At 45.8% G+C, this 21,173-nt stretch carries 19 protein-coding genes and 1 other RNA gene; 6 read left to right on the top strand and 14 right to left on the bottom strand.

Features of this window, described 5'->3' with window-relative positions:
- The first annotated feature begins 3 nt into the window (after positions 1-3).
- Complete coding sequence (gene aroB, locus H0G69_RS01880) at positions 4-1,074, top strand: 3-dehydroquinate synthase (RefSeq protein ID WP_180305048.1); 1,071 nt, start codon at positions 4-6, stop codon at positions 1,072-1,074.
- 44 nt (positions 1,075-1,118) lie between these two features.
- On the opposite strand, the gene H0G69_RS01875 is transcribed toward aroB, so the two are convergent.
- The 4 genes from H0G69_RS01875 to H0G69_RS01860 all read right to left on the bottom strand — a co-directional run bounded on the left by H0G69_RS01875 (position 1,119) and on the right by H0G69_RS01860 (position 5,740).
- Entirely contained in the window at positions 1,119-2,291 is a 1,173-nt protein-coding gene (locus H0G69_RS01875) for an ROK family transcriptional regulator (protein WP_180305047.1), read from the bottom strand.
- 134 nt (positions 2,292-2,425) lie between these two features.
- A complete protein-coding gene (locus H0G69_RS01870) occupies positions 2,426-3,286 on the bottom strand; it encodes a GRP family sugar transporter (RefSeq protein WP_034541340.1) in 861 nt (286 codons plus the stop codon).
- A gap of 229 nt (positions 3,287-3,515) precedes the next feature.
- Positions 3,516-5,021: an ATP-binding protein gene (locus H0G69_RS01865; RefSeq protein WP_056967543.1), complete on the bottom strand. Its 1,506-nt coding sequence runs from the start codon at positions 5,019-5,021 to the stop codon at positions 3,516-3,518.
- Positions 5,018-5,740 carry a response regulator transcription factor gene (locus H0G69_RS01860; protein WP_033934368.1) on the bottom strand — a complete coding sequence of 241 codons (723 nt, stop codon included), beginning with the start codon at positions 5,738-5,740 and terminating at the stop codon, positions 5,018-5,020. The genes H0G69_RS01865 and H0G69_RS01860 overlap by 4 nt, the downstream gene beginning before the upstream one ends.
- 193 nt (positions 5,741-5,933) lie before the next feature.
- Here H0G69_RS01860 and ssrA point away from each other — a divergent pair.
- Positions 5,934-6,309: a transfer-messenger RNA gene (gene ssrA / locus H0G69_RS01855) on the top strand.
- Between the two features lie 257 nt (positions 6,310-6,566).
- On the opposite strand, the gene H0G69_RS01850 is transcribed toward ssrA, so the two are convergent.
- The 3 genes from H0G69_RS01850 to H0G69_RS01840 all read right to left on the bottom strand — a co-directional run bounded on the left by H0G69_RS01850 (position 6,567) and on the right by H0G69_RS01840 (position 8,470).
- The gene (locus H0G69_RS01850) at positions 6,567-7,013 is read right to left on the bottom strand and encodes an Rrf2 family transcriptional regulator (RefSeq protein ID WP_034541270.1); all 447 of its coding nucleotides are present in this window, start codon (positions 7,011-7,013) and stop codon (positions 6,567-6,569) included.
- A 70-nt stretch (positions 7,014-7,083) separates the two neighbouring features.
- Positions 7,084-7,719: an NAD(P)-dependent oxidoreductase gene (locus H0G69_RS01845; RefSeq protein ID WP_180305046.1), complete on the bottom strand. Its 636-nt coding sequence runs from the start codon at positions 7,717-7,719 to the stop codon at positions 7,084-7,086.
- Between the two features lie 166 nt (positions 7,720-7,885).
- Positions 7,886-8,470, bottom strand: coding sequence for a L,D-transpeptidase (locus H0G69_RS01840; RefSeq protein WP_006500353.1), 585 nt, complete (start codon positions 8,468-8,470; stop codon positions 7,886-7,888).
- A gap of 230 nt (positions 8,471-8,700) precedes the next feature.
- Between H0G69_RS01840 and H0G69_RS01835 the strand changes: the two genes are divergently transcribed.
- From H0G69_RS01835 to yjeM, 3 genes are all read left to right on the top strand, one after another.
- On the top strand, positions 8,701-8,940 hold the full coding sequence (locus H0G69_RS01835) for a hypothetical protein (RefSeq protein ID WP_074505127.1): 240 nt from the start codon (positions 8,701-8,703) through the stop codon (positions 8,938-8,940).
- Positions 8,941-9,119: 179 nt separating this feature from the next.
- On the top strand, positions 9,120-10,334 hold the full coding sequence (locus tag H0G69_RS01830) for a D-alanyl-D-alanine carboxypeptidase family protein (RefSeq protein WP_180305045.1): 1,215 nt from the start codon (positions 9,120-9,122) through the stop codon (positions 10,332-10,334).
- 171 nt (positions 10,335-10,505) lie between these two features.
- Positions 10,506-12,032, top strand: a complete 1,527-nt coding sequence (yjeM, locus tag H0G69_RS01825; RefSeq protein WP_180305044.1) for a glutamate/gamma-aminobutyrate family transporter YjeM — start codon at positions 10,506-10,508, stop codon at positions 12,030-12,032.
- Positions 12,033-12,096: 64 nt separating this feature from the next.
- On the opposite strand, the gene H0G69_RS01820 is transcribed toward yjeM, so the two are convergent.
- The 5 genes from H0G69_RS01820 to H0G69_RS01800 all read right to left on the bottom strand — a co-directional run bounded on the left by H0G69_RS01820 (position 12,097) and on the right by H0G69_RS01800 (position 17,844).
- Complete coding sequence (locus tag H0G69_RS01820) at positions 12,097-13,062, bottom strand: hypothetical protein (protein WP_240164361.1); 966 nt, start codon at positions 13,060-13,062, stop codon at positions 12,097-12,099.
- Positions 13,063-13,242: 180 nt separating this feature from the next.
- A complete protein-coding gene (locus tag H0G69_RS01815) occupies positions 13,243-13,476 on the bottom strand; it encodes a hypothetical protein (RefSeq protein WP_006500359.1) in 234 nt (77 codons plus the stop codon).
- 388 nt (positions 13,477-13,864) lie between these two features.
- Positions 13,865-14,995, bottom strand: coding sequence for a PTS sugar transporter subunit IIC (locus H0G69_RS01810; protein ID WP_412176171.1), 1,131 nt, complete (start codon positions 14,993-14,995; stop codon positions 13,865-13,867).
- A 459-nt stretch (positions 14,996-15,454) separates the two neighbouring features.
- Positions 15,455-16,642 carry a cysteine desulfurase family protein gene (locus H0G69_RS01805; protein WP_034541275.1) on the bottom strand — a complete coding sequence of 396 codons (1,188 nt, stop codon included), beginning with the start codon at positions 16,640-16,642 and terminating at the stop codon, positions 15,455-15,457.
- A 326-nt stretch (positions 16,643-16,968) separates the two neighbouring features.
- Positions 16,969-17,844 (bottom strand): LysR family transcriptional regulator, encoded by an 876-nt coding sequence (locus H0G69_RS01800; protein WP_180305043.1) that lies wholly within the window; start codon positions 17,842-17,844, stop codon positions 16,969-16,971.
- Positions 17,845-17,969: 125 nt separating this feature from the next.
- On the opposite strand from H0G69_RS01800, the gene H0G69_RS01795 reads away from it, so the two are divergent.
- Positions 17,970-19,010, top strand: a complete 1,041-nt coding sequence (locus H0G69_RS01795; protein WP_180305042.1) for a YeiH family protein — start codon at positions 17,970-17,972, stop codon at positions 19,008-19,010.
- Between the two features lie 37 nt (positions 19,011-19,047).
- On the opposite strand, the gene H0G69_RS01790 is transcribed toward H0G69_RS01795, so the two are convergent.
- Positions 19,048-20,112 (bottom strand): LCP family protein, encoded by a 1,065-nt coding sequence (locus H0G69_RS01790; RefSeq protein WP_006500364.1) that lies wholly within the window; start codon positions 20,110-20,112, stop codon positions 19,048-19,050.
- A 275-nt stretch (positions 20,113-20,387) separates the two neighbouring features.
- Positions 20,388-20,963 carry an aggregation-promoting factor gene (gene apf / locus H0G69_RS01785; protein ID WP_370760761.1) on the bottom strand — a complete coding sequence of 192 codons (576 nt, stop codon included), beginning with the start codon at positions 20,961-20,963 and terminating at the stop codon, positions 20,388-20,390.
- Positions 20,964-21,173: the final 210 nt, after the last annotated feature.

Raw genomic sequence — 21,173 nt, 5'->3', positions numbered from 1 at the left:
ATCATGGAAAAAATCACGGTATCTTTAGCCAATCAACAATATCAAGTCTTAATTGAACCGGGTTTGTTAAAAACGGCCGGGGAGCGAATCGCCAAAATCTGGTCTGCGCGAAAAGTAGCGCTGATCAGCGATGACAACGTTGCGCCACTCTATCAGGCTGACTTGGCTGCCCAACTGACCGCACACGGCTTTGAGGTCCACTGCTATGATTTTCCAGCCGGTGAAGCTTCAAAATCGCTGTCACAGCTCCAAAGACTAAGCGAAAAATTGGTGGCGGCTAATTTTAATCGTGATGATGCGGTAATTGCGCTTGGCGGTGGCGTAACAGGTGATTTAGCAGGCTTTTTGGCAGCTACTTACATGCGGGGGATTTCCCTGATTCAAATTCCAACATCGCTGCTGGCTCAGGTTGACAGTTCAGTTGGTGGCAAGACTGCCGTTGATTTAGGAACGACCAAAAATATTGTTGGTGCCTTTTACGAACCTGATCTGGTGCTGATTGATCCGGAAACCTTAAAAACACTGCCGCCCCGCGATCTAGTGGAAGGCTATGGCGAGATCGTCAAAGCCGCCGCAATGGTTGGTGGTGATTTTTGGCAATTAATTGAACAAATTGACACTCCTGAAGCAATCTTGGAACATGCATTAGGACTAATCAAATATTCCATCCAATTTAAAGCTGAAGTCGTCATGAGCGATGAAAAAGAAAGTGGTCAGCGACAGTTGCTCAATTTTGGCCATACAATCGGTCACGCGGTTGAAGCTTTATCTGCCGGTGAGTTACGCCATGGTGAAGCGGTCAGCATTGGCACGGTTGCGATTTGTCAAGCCTTTGAAAACGAAGGCAAAACAGCACCTGGCGTAACCAAAAAAATTAAAGACCGATTGGCAGCAGTTGGTCTGCCAACAACTTCACCATGGCTGGCCTCTGATAAGGTCTTGGATCTAATCAAACACGATAAGAAAAATCATAATGGCTACTTAAACTTAGTCTACGTCAAAACAATCGGCGCGCCTGCCATCCTAAAGGCACCTGCTGATCAGATTGCGGCAGTCCTACAGCTTCCTCGCTGATAAAAAACACGTCTCACTGAGCTGTCATGCTCGGAGACGTGTTTTTACTTAATATTGGAAACTGATTTAGGCCATTTCAGCGTCAACGAATAGCGATCCATATCTAAAAAACGATGGATGGCCATTGAGCTGGCGCCTAAAAGCGATGCCATTTCAGAACCTTTGATCATCTGCAGCGGAACATCGATCTGATGAGCCTGCAGCCAGTCGCGCAAATGCTGGTATAATTCAGGCATCTCATCAAACAGTGGTGAATCAAAGTAGACCGCCTGCGGGCCAAAACTGACGATCGCATCGTAAACCAACTTTTGCAGATTTCCCATTGCCTGGGCAATCACGCGAATGACAGTTTCATCATGCTGCCGATACAGCTCGTATAGCTGTGCTGGCCGCAGATTATCTAATCCTTTTGCCTGGGCAATCTGAGTCAGAATCGCATCTTCAGAGCAGAGCGCCTCAACTTTGACCAGCTGTCCATCCTGACCAACGACCAGACTGCGGCCGATTTCGCCAGCTCGACCATGAAAGCCGCGATACAGCTGCTGATTGGCAATGATTCCGGCACCGACGCCACGATGAATGCTGATCGCCAACAAGTCGCGGTATGATTCCCGATCGCCAAAATCACGCTCAAAAATCGCGGCCAGGTTGGCTTCATTCTCTAAAATCGTCGGGACGTGAAATTCATTTTCAAAATAGGCGGCCAGGTCAATGCCATTCGTACTGATAAATGGCGCGTCAACGATCTGATTATGGTCAACGATACCATGAACGGAAAAGCCGATTGCCAACAAGCCATGGATCGTATCATCGTTTTGTTCCATCTTCTGCAGCACTTCTTTGATTGTCTGCATGATTAAAAGCATATCGCGTTTTTCCAATGCAATCTGCTCATAGCTGATGATCTCGCCATTAATATAGCTGAACATAACCCGCAGATGACCAGTACCGATTTCAAAGCTGGCCACAAAGCCATATCGCTTGTTCAAACAGACCAGATTCGGCTTGCGTCCACCACGATTGGTCGACTCACCCTGTCCCAGTTCCTCAATGAAGCCTTCATCATTTAGTTCATTATAAATTGCTGAAACGGTTGATTTATTGATTTTTAATTCACGAGCGATGTCAACCCGAGTCGTGGCAGGATGATTGAACAGCTGCTGTAGTACCAGCTGCCGATTCGCTACTCGGACCAGGCTGCGACTATCGTTTTTCATGTCAGAGTCCCCTTTCTAGGTTAGTATGTATTTTAAACTATCTCTAGTTTACCCGTTTTTAAATGAATTATAAACTAATTATTGTATAAAAAAAGAGAAAAGCAAGCCTGCTTCTCTCTTATCTTTATTTTTGTTTAGGCAAATGCGGTTGCAATGCTGCCGATTACGATCAAAACGATTCCCCAGAAGGTAAATTTTGATTCACGTGGACTCTTGTGCTCATGCAGGATCAAGATTCCGCCAAACGTTGCGATAATCACGTTCAACTGGGTGAAGACAAAGGCAACCGTAACCCCAATCATCCGAGCCGCGAAGATGTAGGCAAATGCCGCAATCCCCCATGAGATACCAGCCAGAATATTGGTGTACTGTTCTTTTTGCGTAAAGGCCTTTGCATTGCCTGAAGCCAGATCATAGATGATGGCTCCTAATAAGATCCCCAGTACTTCTGGCAAGAAGATGCCGACTGAGTCTTCATGCGCCAGGATCGGCATCTTAGGGAACGATGAGTAGATCCAGTAACCAATCGTCGTTGCCAGCAGGAACAAAACATCCTTGGTCGTAACGTTTTGACCATTGGAACGATCGGTAAACGAGGTCATCATTGCCCCAATAATCACGATTGCCAATGCGATAAAGCCAATCGTCAGTGCCCGTGCCGAGTGCCATTCGCCGAAAATCAGCACCCCGATGATTGAGTTACCAACCAATTGGAAGACAGTTGACAGCGGCACCGTATTGGATACCCCGATTCGCTTAAATGAAACGAACTGACCAACCTGAGCCGTTGACCACAGTGCCCCGCAAAGCAATGAGAACAAAAATGCCTTCATGCTTACTTGCGGATGCATGATCAAAAAGGCAACCAAACCAACCAATGAAGCGCCAGCGCCAATCCCAAAAATCTGGTTGGCTTCTGATCCACCAACCTTACCAGTAATCAGTGGCATAAAACCCCAGCCCAACGCTGGAATTAAAGCAATAAGATAAGCCATAATCAAAATCTCTCTCTCTTAAAAATTTCGATAAAAGTAGTTAAAAACTTTACGAAAAATAACTATACCTTAATGCAATCGTTTTCACAAGTATTTACATTCAAAAAGTTAGTAAAACTATTGGTGGTATCGATATCCTAAAAGCGTTTACCATCGGCCTTGCAAGCGATTACTCAAAAAGTTGGTCTAAAATTGAAAAGGTTTGCAATTATATTTTCCAAAACGCAATTTAATCATCTTCACTGTGCGGTGTAATGGCATGCGGGGCATATTCGCGATCAGGGAAAAAGAGCGTAAAAGTCGTTCCCTTGCCTAATTCGCTGGCAACCTTGATTGTTCCCCCATGCAGCTCAACTAAATGATGGACGATCGCCAAACCAAGTCCTGATTCACCATACTGCGTGTTCATTCGTGAGCGATCAGCTTTATAGAAGCGTTCCCAGATCTGTTCCGTCTGCTCTTTAGTCATCCCAATCCCGTTGTCCTTAATCGCAAACTCAGCTCCTTTTGGCAGTCGCCGACCGGAAATCTCAATTTTGCCATTTTTCGTAAACTGAATGGCATTTTGGATGATGTTAAACATAATCTGGACAAACCGGTCATAATCGGCATAGACCCGCAGAACCTTAGGCAGATCCACAGCCAGCTCATCATTTTGCACCTTGGCCTTTTTTCGCAGCTGAGCCTGGAGATTGTTGATCACTGCCGTTGCATCAAAGACTTTGCGATCCATTGAAATCTGATTAGTCCGGATCTTTTCATAGTCCAGCGTGTCGTTGACCAGACGAATCAAGCGCCGCGTGTCATTTTGCATCAATTGAATACTATGCTTTTTATCCTCTTCTGGAATCGCATCGTAGGCTAGGCCTTCCAGTAAGCCATTGATCGTGGTCAAAGGCGTCCGCATTTCATGAGCTGCATCAGCCATAAAGCGCCGCCGCCGTTCTTCTTGTTGACGAATCTCTTCTTGTGATGCCTGCAGTGCATCTGCCATCTGATTGAAGTCGCGGCCCAGGTCATCAAGTTCATCATTAGATTGAGTATCAATATGCACTTTATAGTTGCCGCGTGCGATCTGGTGCGTTGCTCGGCGCATTTTACTGATCCGCTGCGTGGTTGAGCGGGCCAAGAGATAACTGACCACCAGTGCCACCAGCATTGCAATTACAAACGTTGCCAGCAGATTGTTAAGGATCTGGTGCCGGCTTTGCTCAACCGTTGATACAAAAGTCCCAATTGATACTACCGCGACCAGCTTTCCCTGATAAAAATACGGTCTTAAAATATCGGTCATGCTTGGATGCGGACCTGGCTTTGACTTTTCTTTTGTTCTGTTTTTATCGGAAACGTCCAAACGGGGATGGTCGATTTTCTTTTGAATCGTCTTCCCCTGCTTTAGGGCCTGCCATTCTTTTTTGGTCAGTGTCGCCGTATAGCCGTTGCTGGCAAAAATTTTCTGCTGGTCGGCATCATAAATCGCAAAGTGCACGTTTTGCCGTGCTAAAAGATTCGCATTGCTTTTCAGCGATGACGTCTTTAATCCCTTAAACTGGCGCGTTGTCTGATCATATTTAATGGAGTCTTGAATCAGACTATCGGCGTCCTGCTGCAATTCTCGCCAGGTATTAGTATACAAGGTTCGATTAGTAACGTTGATAAATGAGATGGTTACAATGATCAGCAGTGTGCAGATGACGGCAAAAAAGCTCAGCATCTGCCGGTAGATCAGCTTCATTGATCTTCAACCTCGCTGTCATCAAATTTATAGCCAACGCCCCATACCGTTTGAATAACTTGGGGACCAGCCTTTTCAATCTTTTGACGCAGCTTTTTGATGTGTGCGTCAACCGTTCGTTCATCACCATAGTATTCATAGTTCCAGACCAGCTGCAGCAGCTGTTCTCTGGTAAATACCTGTTTCGGTTTGGAAGCCAGCGTCTTTAGCAGGTCAAATTCTTTAGGCGTCAGGTTTTCGATCTGCTGGTCATCCAAAAATGCCTCGCGCGTCTTGGAATTCAGCTTGAAATGCGGCGTCTGCACGTCAAAGTCACTGGCAATCTGCTGCGTGCTGCTGCTGAGTTGATTAAGCTGGGTGCGGCGATACAGAGCTTTAATCCGGGCAATCAGCGCGATCGTACTAAATGGCTTGGTAACGTATTCGTCAGCACCCATTTCAAGCCCCAGCACCTGATCACTTTCCGAGTCACGTGCCGTCAGCATGATGATCGGTACGGTTGGCGAAATTTTGCGCATTTCAGCTGCCACCTGCATCCCATCCATCTTGGGCAGATTGAGGTCCAGCAAGACAATATCCCAGCCCGTTGGATCCTTTTTAAACATTTCCACGGCTTTAACGCCATCTTGCGCGTAGCCAGCCTCCCATTTTTCTTTTTTGAAGAACATTGCCATCATTTCGCATAAGGTTTGATTGTCCTCCACCATTAAGATTTTCATTTTCTTCACCCCGTCAGTAATTCTTGATTGATTCTAAAAGTCATTATACGGCATTGATCTACTACAATAGGAATATTTTGTGACCAAAGTGCGAAACTTTAATAAATTCAGCACCGTTGTCAAATTAATCAGGACCTTGAAATTCTTGTCGCGTGCATTCAGAAATCAAATATGTTAAGATTTATTCTGTAACGGGGATGTTTATGGATTCGACGGGTATAGTTCGAATTCCGGCTGCGTTTCGAAGGTTGCGGCTTCGTAAAAACGCTCAGTTTCAAATTATAACTGCAAACAATAATTCAAACTCTTACGCATACGCTGCCTAACAAGTAAGCATGCGTAAATCCGGCTGGGCTCGTCCATGGTGCAGTACCGGGTTTTATCTAACAGTGGACTTACGCTTGCTGCTCCGGCTTGAAGCAACAAGAAGAGACCAATCAAGCTAGTTGTGTGGGTTAGCCCTGATCAGCGGCGTTCCAGACAATGAACCTTAAATAGCTGAGATATGAACGTAGACGCCGAAATGGCGATGTATTCGGACGCGGGTTCAAATCCCGCCATCTCCATTTATAACTTGGTCAAGAGTGTTGATAGGTGTTTAAAGTACCAATATATCAACACTTTTTTATTTCTGCCAGCCGCTGTCAGACGGTATCAAAAAAGAAACTGCGGACAATCTATCCAGCAAGCATTCTCAATCGGGGATGCTTGTTTTATTTATATCAAAAAACTCTAAGCAGCTGGCTGTTTTCCAGCTGCTTAGAGTTTTGCTAAGCTTGCGATAACGCTATTCAATTCGCATAATCAGCTAATCTTAATCAACGTTTTATTGACCAGCAGATTCGCTGGCAATGGCTTTGATGACATCAGCCTCAACGTCACCGACATTTTGCCGCTTTAGATCATCCTCAAAATCCCGTTGAATCTTAAACAGTTTATCGCTTAAAGCGTGATGAATGTTGCGGCCAACCGGACAATCCAGATTGACGTGTTCGTGGAAGTTAAACAGCTCATCTTTGTTTTTCTCCACTGCTACATAGACGTCATAAAACGTAATCTGATCCAGCGGCTTTAAGAGCTTGATGCTGCCAGGTCCTCGTTTGGTATCAATTAGTCCCGCCCGTTTGAGATCTGACATTAAAGTCCGGATGATTACCGGATTGCTGCCAATACTGTCGGCCAACATGCTGCTGTTGACCGTTTCTTTATCGCTAAAGTAGTCAATTGCCACCAACATGTGAATTGCAATCGTAAATTTAGTTGAAATCTGCATTTAAACACTTCTTTATTATAAATCTGCTTAAAAGTATTTTATTACAGAGATTCAAGAATTGCTAATCAGCTTAAGCCTCAACGACTGAGATCCGCTGTTGAACGTGGTTGCCCTTTTCAATCTCGTCAATCATGGCAACAGCATAATCAGCATATGAGATCACGCTTTGCTGGCGATCGTTAAGCATGAATTCTTCGCCGCCCAGCAGATACTTGCTGGTCTTTTGACCATCAGCCTGAAAATCAGCAGCTGGTGAAACATAGGTCCATTTAACGTCTTTAGCAGCGCGCAGAATTGCCAAAGCCGAGCCATGCGTTGCACTGACTGGCTTGTATGCATCTGGAAAATCAGGCTGCAGTTCCAAAGTTGAGGTATGTTCAGGATTTACGTACAGTGAGCCCGCACCGCCCACCACCAGCAGCCGCGTATCGGTTCCCTTCAGCAGATCAGCCAGGTAGGCAGCTGCCTTGGGAATTACGTAAAGATTCGTCAATTCCCAGGCCCCGACTGCATCTACGACCGCGTCAAAGCCCTGCAGATCAGTCTTCGTCAGGTCAAAAACGTCTTTTTGAACATAGCTGGCAGCCTGCGTATTGTTTTCATGACGGCCAAATGCAGTCACGTCTAAGCCACGTTCAACGGCTTCACTGATAATTTTTTGCGCAGCCCGACCATTAGCAGCAACAACGGCAATCTTCTTACTCATTTTAAATCACTCCATTTTGTAATATAATAAGTTACAATTAATCGTTGTTTATAATATATTATGTTACAAACTGTTTGTCAATAATTTAATTACAAAAAATCAGTCTCCACACCGGGAAACTGATTTTAATTTCTTATTCTTATAATTCTATGGCATCCGCTGAAAGCTAGTTATCGGCAATCACGACTTTGGTACCCTCAGGCAGGTTTTGCTCCATCCACTTAGCGTCTGGAACCGACAGCCGAATACAGCCATGTGAACCTGTTGACTTGCCCAGCTTGGCAGCTTCCTTTAGATTATATGAGCCGTCTGCTTTGGTAGGAACCGAGTGGAAAAGATATTCGCCATGATTGAGCCAGGAAACATAGTAATTGGCGCCTTCGCCCAGCTCCTGATTATAAAAGCTGTCGCCGCGCTCAGCTTGGACGTAAAAAGTACCAGTTGGCGTAGTGCTCTTCATCTTGCCGGTCTTAGCATCTTTTTGATAGACTCCGCCTGAACTGTACATGGTGTAGATCAGCTTAGAGCCATCATAAAGATAGGTCCGGTTGCCTTTTAAGCTGACCTTGACCCAAAGATTTTTAACCTTGCTCAAGTCTGGGTACGGAACGGTTTCAGATGATTTCTGCCAGTCAATCGGTGTCCGCATATTGCTTTGAGACTTGGAACTAGAACTGGTTGCCTTGGATTTGGCAGTCGTAGCGACCGTCTTGTTGGTGGCAGCCGGCTGCTTAAGATGATTATTATACATATAGAAGCCGCCTAAAATAATTACAACCAAACAAAGCAGCCAGTAAATCGTATGTCTTGATTTCAATTTTCTTTCTTCCTATTTCTGTAGTAAAATTGTAGCAAATTCGAGCGATGGGAGAGTCTGAATTGCGCACCAATTTAAAAATTGCCTATCTTTCGGCAATCGGATTTGCTACTGCAGCTATTATTTTATCAAATTGGCACTAATAATGCTCGGGGGAAGTAATATTGACCGATTTTTTAAAGAAATTATGGCGATTGATCAACACCCACAAATGGCTCAAAGATCTGCTGCGGGCCGATTGTCTGTACTGTTTGATAGTCGGCAGCTATAATCTTTTTTGCCTGTTTGTTCCTCAATTGCTGCATTCAGTTTCACTTTACGTTTTCGGGGGATACTTTCTGCTGCTTAATCTTTGCCTGCTGGGGCGGACCATCTTTTTGAAGGCCGCAGCTCATCATTATTAATTCACAGCTTTCTAAACCGCATCGTCTTGCTTATCAGCAGGCGATTTTTTATTGCTGTCAATACTAAACCAAACGCTAAATTTTAGTTTTGATCAACGAATCTTCAATCTTGTTGCTTAATGTTATGATAAAATGACGCTGATGTAATTGTTTATTATCTATTAGGAGCTTTTCGTTCAATGAAAAAATTTATCGCTATTTTTCTAACCTGCTGGCTGGCCTTACTGAGCTGGCTGCCAAGCGTTCATGCCGAAACGTTTATAAACGCCAATCAGCTGGATGCAGCAGCAGCTTTGGCAATCGATGCTAAGACTGGTCAGATTCTGTATTCGCAAAACATCAATCAAAAGCTGCCAATTGCTTCAATCAGCAAACTATTAACGGTAATGGTCATTGAAGATGAGATCAGCCAGCATCAATTAAGCTGGAACACTAAAGTCAAGATCAACCAAAAAGTGGCCGCCATTGCCGATGACCCTGAATACTCAAATGTCAGTCTGACGCAAGGCCAGTCTTACACCGTCTCCGATCTGGTCAAAGCCGCACTGATCAAGTCAGCTGACGGTGCAACGGTTGCTCTGGCCGGCGCTTTAGGCGACAGTACCGCGCAGTTCAACCAAAAGCTGCAGAAAAAGGCGCGGCAGATCGGGATTAAAGATGCTATCATCGTTAACAGCGTCGGTCTGACCAACAGCCAGCTAAAGGATCTGGCCGTTAAAAACATTGATGACAACGCCGAAAACAAGATGTCAGCCAAAGACGTCGGTAAAATGGCTGCCTATCTGGTCAATCATTATCCCGATCTGTTAAAGATTGCCGGTCAGACCTCATTTCAACTGGATGGATCGACCGTCAACAATATCAACAAAATGCTGACGGATTCCCAGTATCAGACCAGCGGCGTAACGATTGACGGCTTAAAGACCGGGACTTCAGATGCTGCCGGTGCCTGTCTGGTCAGCACGGCAACTTTCCAAAATCGGCGCATTGTAACGGTGGTGCTGCATGCCAATGGCGATAGCACGGATGCCCGTTTTACGGCAACGCAAAAGCTGTATCAGCTGATTGCCAATAGCAGTCTGACTCCGCAAAAAACAGCTCTGCCCAAATCGTTTTATCAAAGAAGCGTTGTCAAGTTTCTGTTTTTCAAGCATCAGATCAAGCTGCGCCCCCGTTCAATCACGATCTGGGAAAACGCCAGTGATGCCAACCAGTCATCCCGCTTGACCATCTATGACCATTTAACGGCTAAAACCAACCGAAGCGGACAGTTAAAAGCACCGATCAAAAAGGGCCAGTCGCTAGGATATTCCTACGTAAAGGTAAAAGGCGTTCAATTTATCAATAATCACGGCTTAAGGCTGCCATTGATCAGTCAGACGACCGTGCAATAGATTATAAGTCAGTGACTGCCACTGGCTTTTTTATTTTCTGCCATTCAGATTCGATTAAAATCAGCTTTGATAAATTAAGTTTTTAATGAACTTTTTTATCCTTCATCAACAAAAAACAGGCGTATAATTTATCCCAATGTATAAATATTTATTGAGAGAAGGAATTCAGCTATGGATTCACAGTCATCCAACACCAAGATTAAGCTTGGTGCATTGGTCTTGATGATTTTTTCATCAATTTTTGGCTTTAGCAACTCTTTGACTGCCTTTTATCAAATGGGCTATGCCAGCATCATCTGGTATATCGTGACCGCAGTGCTGTTCTTTTTACCTTCTGCATTGATGTTTGCCGAATATGGCGCTTCATTTAAGGCTGCTCGTGGCGGCATCTTCTCATGGCTGCGCGGCTCGATCGGTGAAAAGCCAGCCTTTATCGGAACTTTTATCTGGCTGGCAGCTTGGGTCATCTGGCTGGTATCGTCAACCCAGTTCTTCTTGGTTTCGGTATCAACCATGATCTCGGGGCATGATCAAACGCAGACTTGGCATTTGTTCGGCCTCAGCGCCAATCAGACATTAGGTATTTTGGAAATCGTCTTTTTATGCATCGTTACTTTAATTGCCTCTCAAGGAATCGATAAAATTGCCAAGATTTCCTCGTTTTGCGGCATTTTTACGCTGGGCATCTCAATCATCTTTATCCTGGCCAGTCTGCTGGTATGGATATTGGGACATGGTCAGCTGGCTGAGCCAATGACGGCCACCAGTCTGATTCACTCGCCAAATACCGCGTTCGTCTCACCAATTGCCGTCATCTCATTTATCGTCTACGCGTTGTTTGCCTATGGCGGTCTGGAGACGATGGCCGGCGTGATTGACTCGGTTGATCAGCCAGAGCGGACTTTCCCCCGCGCCATGATCATTGCCATGTTTTTGATGACTTTCATCTACATTGCCGTAATTTTTCTTTGCGGAGTCTGCACCAACTGGCAGGCCGTTTTAAGTGGCAAAAAAGTCGATCTGGCCAACGTTGAATACGTTTTGATCAACAATATGGGACTGGTAACGGCACAAAAGCTGGGGCTCTCTCATGCAGTCGGCGTCATGCTGGGCAAGGCCTTTGCTCGCTTTACGGCACTGACTGACGTCTTGGGCGGATTGGGAGCAGCTTTTGTCATGACCTACTCGCCAATCAAGTCGTTTATTGAAGGATGCGATCCGCGCCTTTTGCCAAAAAAGCTGACCGCTATGAATAAGTACCAGATGCCTTCATTTGCCATGTGGATTCAAGTCATCATCGTTTCGGTCATTATTTTGTTTGTTTCGTTTGGCGGCAATGCTGCGGGACGCTTCTATACCATTCTCACCGATATGATGAACGTTTCATCATCGGCGCCATATCTGTTTTTGGTAGGGGCCTTTCCATTCTTTAAGATGAAAAAGAATCTGGAGCGCCCATTCGTGTTCTACAAGAATATGACGGTTACCTGGATCGTCTCGATGATCGTCTGGCTGGTACTGGCCGTGGGAATCATCTTCACCTGCATTGAACCGATTCTTGAACACGACTACGCCACCGCTTTTTGGACGGCAATCGGACCATTGGCATTCGGTGTTGTAGCCTGGATCTATTATTCATGGGCTGAGCATAAGCATGTTCTAGATGATAAGCCCGCTGCAGAATCAAATAATGATTAGCCAAAACCGATTAAATAAAAATCGCACTGCCACTGGACAGTGCGATTTTTATTATCTAGAGACACTACTTAAGACTGGCCGCCATTTGAACCAAGGTGTCGATGCTGTGGGCTTCCATTGTATAAACCACGTTGCCACGCATCCAGGTCAAAACCTGAGGCCGCTGACCATCGCCTACGCTGACCTCAAAAGTCCCCGTCCCACGATCGTCTGGTGCTGGCAGATAAAATTGTTCCAATAATTCAACAATATGGCGTGCAGTCGGCACTGGATCTTCACCATTCACTGCTGCGGCATGAACCGTCAGCTGCCAATGTCCTTCTTTCCACGTCAGATAGCGCTGACCAGCCCCCGCGTCAATCGTCCCCGTTAAGCCATGACCAAGATCAACGGTTGGCAGGCCAGCAGTGCTGCTGTCATCATAGTGTCTGATTGCCTGGGCAGCCGCAGCCTTGCTGGCATAAGTCTTTTTACTTAAGATCAGGTAAGGCGTCTGTGAGCTTAAAGTTGGATCATTCAAGCGCTTGGCCGTGTAGCCGACACTGTAATAGATCGTGTAGCTATTGGCATTTCCAGAATAGCGAACGTTTAGATGACCATTAGTCGTAGCAAGTCCTGGCGTGGTAGGCAAAAGAACGTTCCCCAGCTGCGCGCGGATCGATTGATTAAAAGCTGCCAGACGCTGTGCATCGCTGCCGGCTGGATTGACTGCACTGGTCTTGGTTTGACCGGCAGCTGAATTATCTGTCGTTGATTTTGCCGCAGCTGATGAAGAGCTGGCAACTGACGATGTTGAGCCATTACTGGTACTTGATTGACTGGCTGATGATTGCGCGGCTTGTGATGATTGGCCAGCTGCTGTCGACTGGGCTTTTTTGCTTGTCTTTTTGGCCGACGAATGCTGCTTGGCCGTCTTAGTACTGCTGGAACTGGATGAAGCCTTTTGACTCGATGTCGTTGTAGAACCGCATCCAGTTAGCAGCATGGCTAAAACCACTGCACTGGCCATTAGATTGAATTTCCGTTTCATATTCTTTCCTCCCATTAACAGACTTAAGAAAGCGTTTTCGGTTAACTACATTATCCATCAAGTCCGCATCAAAAACAAATTCAATTCGACAAGCACAATCAGCCGCTGTTTCAAGAACCTGCGCGGCCAATAAAAAAGCCACTGGGATTCTTCATCCCAGCGGCAATTAATCAGGTTTGGCTAAAATACCAAGCGAGCACCTAATACCAAAACGGAAATGGCAATTACGATGCCCACGCATTCAACGAAAAGGCAGCTGATGTTGATTGTCGTTGCTACCCAGGGGGCCGTTTGCGGCAGGTTATCCTGCACATCCTTTAATACGACAAACAAACTGCCTAGACCCATGACGGCAAAAACAATTAATGCGCCGAAAAGAGCGGCCTGGTTGAGAGCAGCAACAGCAACAAACATAGTAAAACTTCCCTTCTTCAACTTATTTGCAAGGCTTATTCTAACACAAGCAACTTTTAAATCCACCCCACTACCCTTGACAACCGATCACGTTTATGATCAAAAATGTTTGAAAAATGAATAAATTCGTTTTTAACCCATAAATGTCGTTTAAACCTTGATTAAATCGGAATTTATGCATATTTAATTTTTAAAATATTTTTTTAAAAATTTTTTGTCATTTTTCGAAGATACCGCTTTCACAATTGATTTAGTTAATTTCAAGCGTTTTATCATTGATTTTGTCAATCTTTGTTCACAATCTCATATGTTATTTTTATCATATTTAAACAAAAAATAACTCCTCGCCCTGCTTTCCAGACGAGGAGTTATTACAATTAATTAAAGCTTAAAGAACCGTCAAATGCATCTCGCCATCTCGTACCAGCTTCATCTTTTTCATGATCTGGAAGCCAACGACTGAGATCAATGCTGGCAGTGCCATTCCGCAGACAACGTAGGTTACAAATGAGCCAGTACTCTGCCCCCAGAAGTAGATCGGCGCGATAAACGAGTTAAGGCCCAAGCCGCCAACCGTGTAAGTGGCACGGAAATTAAACAGAACCGTTGCCAATGGAGCACAGACCGCGGCGGCAACAACCGGTGGAATCAGCTGCAGTGGATTAACAATCAAATTAGGAAACTGCAGCTTAGGCGTAACTACAAATTGAGCAATATTGGCACCAACCGTGTTCTGCTTCCAAGACATTGCCGTAAAGCCAACGAATTGAGCCGTCGTGCCAATAGCAGCCGCTGCTGAAGAGACCGGATCCAGCATCAGTGCTACCGCCAATGCCGCTGAAGAAGCCGGCGTCATTAAGAACAAGGCCCAGACTACCGAGATGCAGACCGAACCAAGCACTGGGTTGACTGCCATCGACTTGGCAATAAATCCACTGACGGCAATCAAAGCTGGCGTTACAACCGCAGCCAGGCCCAGACCAGCCAGCGTCCCGACCATGGTTGCCGCAAATGGAACCAATACCATATCCAAAGGCGTCTTACCAGAAAGGTACTTGCCCAGCAGTGCCGCAATCAATGCTGCACAGACGGCCGAAACCGGCTGTCCCGTGCTAAAAACACCAGTCCCCGCAGCTTGAACGGCGGTCTGACCCGTTGCCGTTACAGCTGCAACCCCTTTGGTCGCCGTAACAAAGTGCACCGCGTTGGAACCAACCGTCGCTGCAATCATTGAGCTGAACATTACCAGCGTCGTCGTTCTTAATTCGACGGCCACGGCAATTCCCAGGGCTGGGGCTAAAAGATCCTGTGCCAGCGTTCCGGCCATATACAGCGGCTGGAAGTGAACAAAACCGGCAATCGTCTGCATCAACAGTCCCATCCCCAGTGTGACCAGAATGGCGTTGGCAACCGCGGCAGAAATATTGTAGGCGTATTCCTTAACGGTTGTTTTGTGTACGGCCCTTTCACGAGCACTCATGCTAAAGTTCGCTTGTTTGGTATTGGCTGCTTGCTCCATATGCATTACCTCTTTCTTCTCATCTATTTTTAATAAAAACATCCACTGCCGATTCAACAAGCAGTGGATGTCAAGCGAGGATCTAAATTCATGCTTGTCCACTACCGCGTTTTCGGTTTTAGGCGCGCGTCGTGGACAGAAATCTCAATGCTAAAAAGCTGGGATTCTTGATCGCACGGCCCGCACGATAATAATGACCAGGACTAGGATAATAATGGTTAGGACAATTGCTGATGGTGCCATTGCTATCAAGCTCCTTTCTTAAAATAAAATGAGATTTCTTAATGCATTTATAATATCAAATCAAAGCGATTATGCAAGACGTTTTTTATAGTTTGTCTATTATTAAGTTGGTTTATGTTAAAGCTACAAAAAAAGAGCCGTTGCAAGCGACTCCATTCACAACTCATATTATTTTCTTAATGAACATAACGTTAATTATCTTAACATAGTGTCAGCTTAACGCTGTCCCCGATCGCCATTGTCTTTAAGCCGTGGCACGTATTTAATCAACGCAGCCAACAGGCAATCAACATCTTCAATCGTATTGTAGATACCAAAACTAAATCTTAACGTCTCCCAGACACGAGGACTGTCTTGACCATACATGGCTACCAAGACATGCGAAGGGTCCAACGAGCCAGACGTGCAGGCCGATCCCGCCGCGCCGACAATGCCATCCAGATCCAGATTCGTCAAAAGAGCATCGTTGGGGACACCTTTAAACCAGATACTGATGACTTGCGGCGCCATTCCCTCGTTTAAGCGACCATTGACCGCAAAGTCGATTCCATTGGCTTCTAGTCCATCAACCAGATGCTTTTTCAAATCCAGATAGCGCGCGGCCTGCTTTTCTAAATCAGCCAGGTGCAGCTCAATTGCTTTGGCAAAACCAGCCGCTGCCGGTACGTTTTCAGTCCCTGCCCGCCGTTTAAGCTCTTGGTCGCCACCACGGACGAACGATGGGAAATTAATGCCCCGCCGTCGATATAAAAAGCCAATCATCTTAGGACCGTTCAGCTTATGACCAGAAACCGAGAGCAGATCAATCTTGTCTTTTTGGACGTCGATTGGCACGGTTCCATAAGCCTGAACCGCATCTGTGTGGAACCAGGCATTGGTTGGTGCCACGATCTCACCGATTTCATGAATTGGCAGATGACTGCCGACTTCATTATTGACCGTCATGATCGAGACCAGAATCGTATCAGGACGAAGCGCCCGTTTCAGCTCTGCCAGATCAATCTGACCGTTCTCATCAACATCAAGGTAGGTAACCTCATACCCTTGCCGTTCCAGATCTTCTAAAGGCCGTAGAATCGCCTCGTGCTCAAACCGCGTCGTAATGATATGGCGTCCTTCACTGGCGCGGGCCAATGCCGTCTGCTTGATGGCGGTATTGTCACTTTCCGTTCCACCACTGGTAATCACGATCTCATCATCATAAGCAGCGTTGATTGACTTGGCCATCACATGACGGCTGTCTTCCAATACCTGTTTGGCAATCCGGCCATAATAGTTGGTCGTTGAGGCATTGCCAAAGACATTGCTCATCTTATCGGTCATTTCAGCAACGACCTCTGGAGCCATTGGCGTGGTGCCGGCATTATCAATATATACTCGCTTGTCCAAAATATTCGCTCCCATTTTTTGATTTGGTCAAGGTTCTTGTTCTAGCGCATTTCCTAGTATAAACCTTTGCCGTCCAGACGCAAAATAAAGCCGCTCAGCTTGGGGGAACTGAGCGGCTTTGTTAGTGCTTTATTCAATAATTGGGAGTATTTTTGAGAAAAAGTAGGGGATCATCAAATCAATCACCGTTGCTTGATTAATTTGATTGTCATTATCTTACCGATTAAATGCAATTAAGCTGTGGCAGATTTGTGAAGTAATTGCGAATATTGCTTAAGAAAGCTTAATCATAACAGCATCTCAGTCAAAATCACCTGCTGATTTTTGCCCGTCATCCAGATTCAATCCGTCCACCAACAGATCCGTGCCAGCTGGTGGCGCCGATTTTTAAAGAAGCTGTTTTGCGCCGTTACCAGATAAAGCGCGTGCTCAATTGCCAGTCCGTTCAACTTCCATTCAAAAAGCTGTCCGGCTGCCAGTTCGTCTTCAACCAGCGCCTGGTACATAAAGCTGATGCCCACGCCGTCTTTAAGTAGCTCAATAATGGCATTGGGACTGCCAATCTCGATTACCTGTTTAAAATCTGTCAAGGAACTGCCATGCCCCTGCAGCCATTTTTCCAGAATCTGTCGTGTCCCGGATCCCGGTTCGCGAACTAAAAGCGGATAGTCAAACAAATTTTCTAGATTGACCGCTGCCTTAAGCTGGCGGCTGCCAAACAGGGCAAATTTTTCCTGGCCAATGGTTTCCCAGACAAAATGCCGATGATCAAAATCTCCCTCAACTAGTGCCGCATCCAGTTCTCCTCTTTGAATCTGGCTGAGCAGTGTCTGCGTATTGCCAATCTGTGTCGTAACTGGCCAGTCCTGCTCGATCATTTTAGCCAGCACCTGGGGCAGTAGAAAACTGCCAATTGAAAGTGTTGACCCCAGTCTTAACGGTGCGGTTTCCTTTTTCAGCTTCGCCAGCATTTTTTGGTTCTCATTCCTTAGAAACGTCAAATAATCAACCAAGCGCTTGGCACCAGGAGTCAAGGCTACTTTCTTTCCCTGATGATCAAGCAGCTTGAATCCCAGCTCTTTTTCCCAGGCGTTCAGCTGCTGTGAAACGGCCGGCTGCGTAACAAACAGCAATTTGGCGGCTGCCGTCAGCGATCCCGTTTTTGAAACGGCCAGCAACGTTTCGCTGCGATGATCGAGCAGCGGATCTGGTTGCATAAGCGTCACCTCAATTTTTAATAAGTAAAACTTTGAATATCTAAAAAATACTAATTTTTATTTATTAATATAACATGATAGGCTTAAATCATCATCAATCCGAGTTAAGAGAAAGGGGTTTGGATATGATTAAAACATTATTCTCACGGCAGTTTGTCGTAGCATTTTTGCTTACGCTGCTGTGCTCTCTGGCAGGCTCTTTTTTAGGCGGTCTGCCTTACCTGTCCGTAATTGGTGCTTTGGTAATTGCCTTGATTCTAGGGATGCTGATGCAGTTTGCTCAGCCCGCCGTTGCTTACAGTCAGCCTGGAATCGGTTTGATCTCCAATAAATTTTTACGGCTGGGCATTATTCTTTTAGGATTTAAGCTGAATCTGATTGCCTTGGCACAAGCCGGCATCAAAACGATCCTGCTGGCAGTCGTGATCGTTTCGGGGACGATTCTGCTGGTTTATTCCTTGGCGCGGCGCTTCGGTGTTGATCGTCACCTGGCAATTCTGGTCGCCAGCGGAACTGGGATCTGCGGTGCGGCAGCCGTAATGGGAATCTCATCACAATTTGACAATGCCGCCAGCGAAACCGAAGCTGAGCGTCAGCGTGAAAACAAGGTCGTTGCCGTTGCTATCGTTGCGATTCTGGGAACTTTATTCACGCTTTTGGAAATTGGCATCAAGCCGCTTTTACACATGTCTGCCGTTCAGTTTGGCGTTATGACGGGCGGCTCGCTGCATGAGATCGCCCATGCCGTAGCTGCCGGCAGTGCTGGTGGTCCGGTCAGTTTGGACACTGCGATCATTACCAAGCTTTCACGAGTCCTGATGCTGGCACCGGCTGCGATGATTATTGGCTGGTGGTACCAAAAACAAGGGATTAAAGATGGCTCAATCGTTTTAACGAACGACCAAAAACGCGTCCCGATTCCTTGGTTTATGGTCGGCTTTATTCTGGCCAGCGTGATTGGAACCTTTATGCCATTAGGCGTTGCAGTTATTGCTGGTCTGGTTAAGCTGGCCTACCTGGTCTTGGGAATGGCAATGGCTGCCCTTGGTATGAGCGTTAACTTTAAGGTCTTGCTGACGCGCGGCCGCAACGCGCTGCTGGCTGCCATTTTAGGCTCGGTGGTATTATTGACCTTCGTGGCTGTTATGAGCAAATTATTCTTCTAAATGCCAAAAAAGAGCTGAGGAATTCCTCAGCTCTTTTTTAATTGCTCACAACCGTATTATATTCGGCACCGTTTGGCAGCGTGAACTCAAGATTGTTGATTCCATCATAGCCATTTTGAACGGCATAGTTGTAAAGCCTGGTTTCCGTGTTGGTAACATGTTTTGGCTTTTCGCCGATCGATTTGCGAATTGCCTTGGAGACCCGGTTGATCTCAGTTGGCGTGACTGCCTGGAAGGATACGCCATCAATCGTGGCACTGATTCCCTGCAGATGATCGATCTTGACGTTGCTCAGTGCCGGACTGTATTTGGTATAAAGCGTCGTAACGGCTTTAACCGGCAAATCAGTCCGCACGCCATCGCCAGCCGCCTGCAAAAGCTTGTTGGCAACCGTGATCGAGCCATTTTCCTTAAACTTGTTGATAACGGCCTCTAAAATCTGCTGTTGACGGTATTGACGGCCATAATCGCCTCTTGGATCATCATAGCGCATCCGGGAATATTTAAGCGCTTGACTGCCGTTTAAATGCTGCTTGCCCTTTTTAAAGTGGTGTCCTTCATAGGTAAAGGCAAACGAGTTGTTGACCGTTACTCCGCCAACTGCATCCACGACTTTTTCCAAGACGCCCATATTGACGGACGCGTAGTAGTCGATCTTAATACCAAGCAGATCCTCAACCTGTTTCTTCGTTTCCTTGACGCCGCCCAGCGAGTAGGCCGCGTTCAGCTTAACGTAGGTATAGCCGCCCTTGACTTTGACCTTGATTGGAATGTCACGGGAAATAGCAGTCATCCGTACTGTTTTCTTTTTAGGATTGACGGTAATGACTTCAATCGAGTCTGTGTTGCCGGCTCCCCAATTCTTGCGCCCTAAAGCACCAGAATCGAGCCCCAGCGTTAGAATCGTGATCGGCTTGCCCTGCCGCAGTTTCTTATCGACTTTTTCGCTGTTGCTGAATACTTTTGAGGCTGCCTGATGAACTTGATAGTACTCATAGCCGCCACCTGCTGCCAAAGCGATTACGATCAGCGCCAGCAGCCATTTAAGCCAACGCCATTTCTTCTTTTTGGGCGTTTTGGCTGGTTGTGTTTTTTCTTCCATTCTTCCGTTCGCATCAATAATTAAGAACCCTGCAAAATCAACTTTTGGCGATTCTCAATCAATAACGCGATCCTTCCCGTCATTGATTTGGCAGTCACATAAATAATTGCCACGTTTAGCCTGACTAATTCAATTTAGCAGAAAAAAACAGTGATAATCTGATTTCACCGAAAAATTTAACAATCAATAACTTTTTTAAAAAAAATTTATAAATTATTTTAAAATAAAAAGCACCGTTTCGGTAAAACGATGCTTCGAATTATTAAAGTCTGATTTTAGTACCAGCCATTGCTCAGCCAGTGCTGCTTAGCATTCGTCCAAGAACCGTAACGACCAGCAACATACTGATCAGCAACGCGTTCTTGGTTGGCAGGTGAGTAGTCGCCATTCAGGTAGGCCGCGCTCAATTGGTACTTACCGATGTATTGACCATTGCGGGCGCCATAGTTGTTGCCAGATTCATGAGCGGCGATCCAAGCCTTGGCATCTGCTTCAGAGCCGTAAGCCGTGGAAGTGTAGTTGGAAGTGGTTTGTGAAGTTTGAGCAGCAGCTGATTGCGTAGTTGCTTGAGCGGCTGGCTGAGCAGTCGTTTGAACATCAGTTGCCTGGCCATCAGTCTTAACAACCAATTGTTGACCAACGTAGATCTTGTTGATGTCTTGAATGTTGTTTTGCTGAGCCAGCGTTTGAACCAAGCTGTTGTCATTAGCGAACTTTTGAGAAATGCTGGACAGCGTGTCGCCGGATTGAACCGTGTACAGCGTGTCAGCGTTGGCAACCGTAGCCGTAGCAGCAACGCCAAAGGCAACGGCACCCAAAGCAGCGGTAATCTTCTTAAAGTTCTTCTTCATAAAAATCAAAACCATCCTTTATCAATTATCAATTCGTTTTATCATTTCCTTATCAACGTCCCTTATCATACACGCTTAATATTACTAATTGATAACAAGGCAATTGCGTTTTAAGAGTTTTTTATGGCTATTTTGTAATATTCTGTAATAAAATCATAATCACCCAAACGGCCTTTTGATTATAAATGTTGTTAGATCAATATTTTTCGG

Origin of the sequence: Limosilactobacillus mucosae, assembly GCF_013423865.1 — a bacterium.
Lineage (GTDB): Bacteria > Bacillota > Bacilli > Lactobacillales > Lactobacillaceae > Limosilactobacillus > Limosilactobacillus mucosae.
Note: the sequence above shows the minus strand (reverse complement) of the source record. Positions and strands in the feature narration are given on the sequence as shown.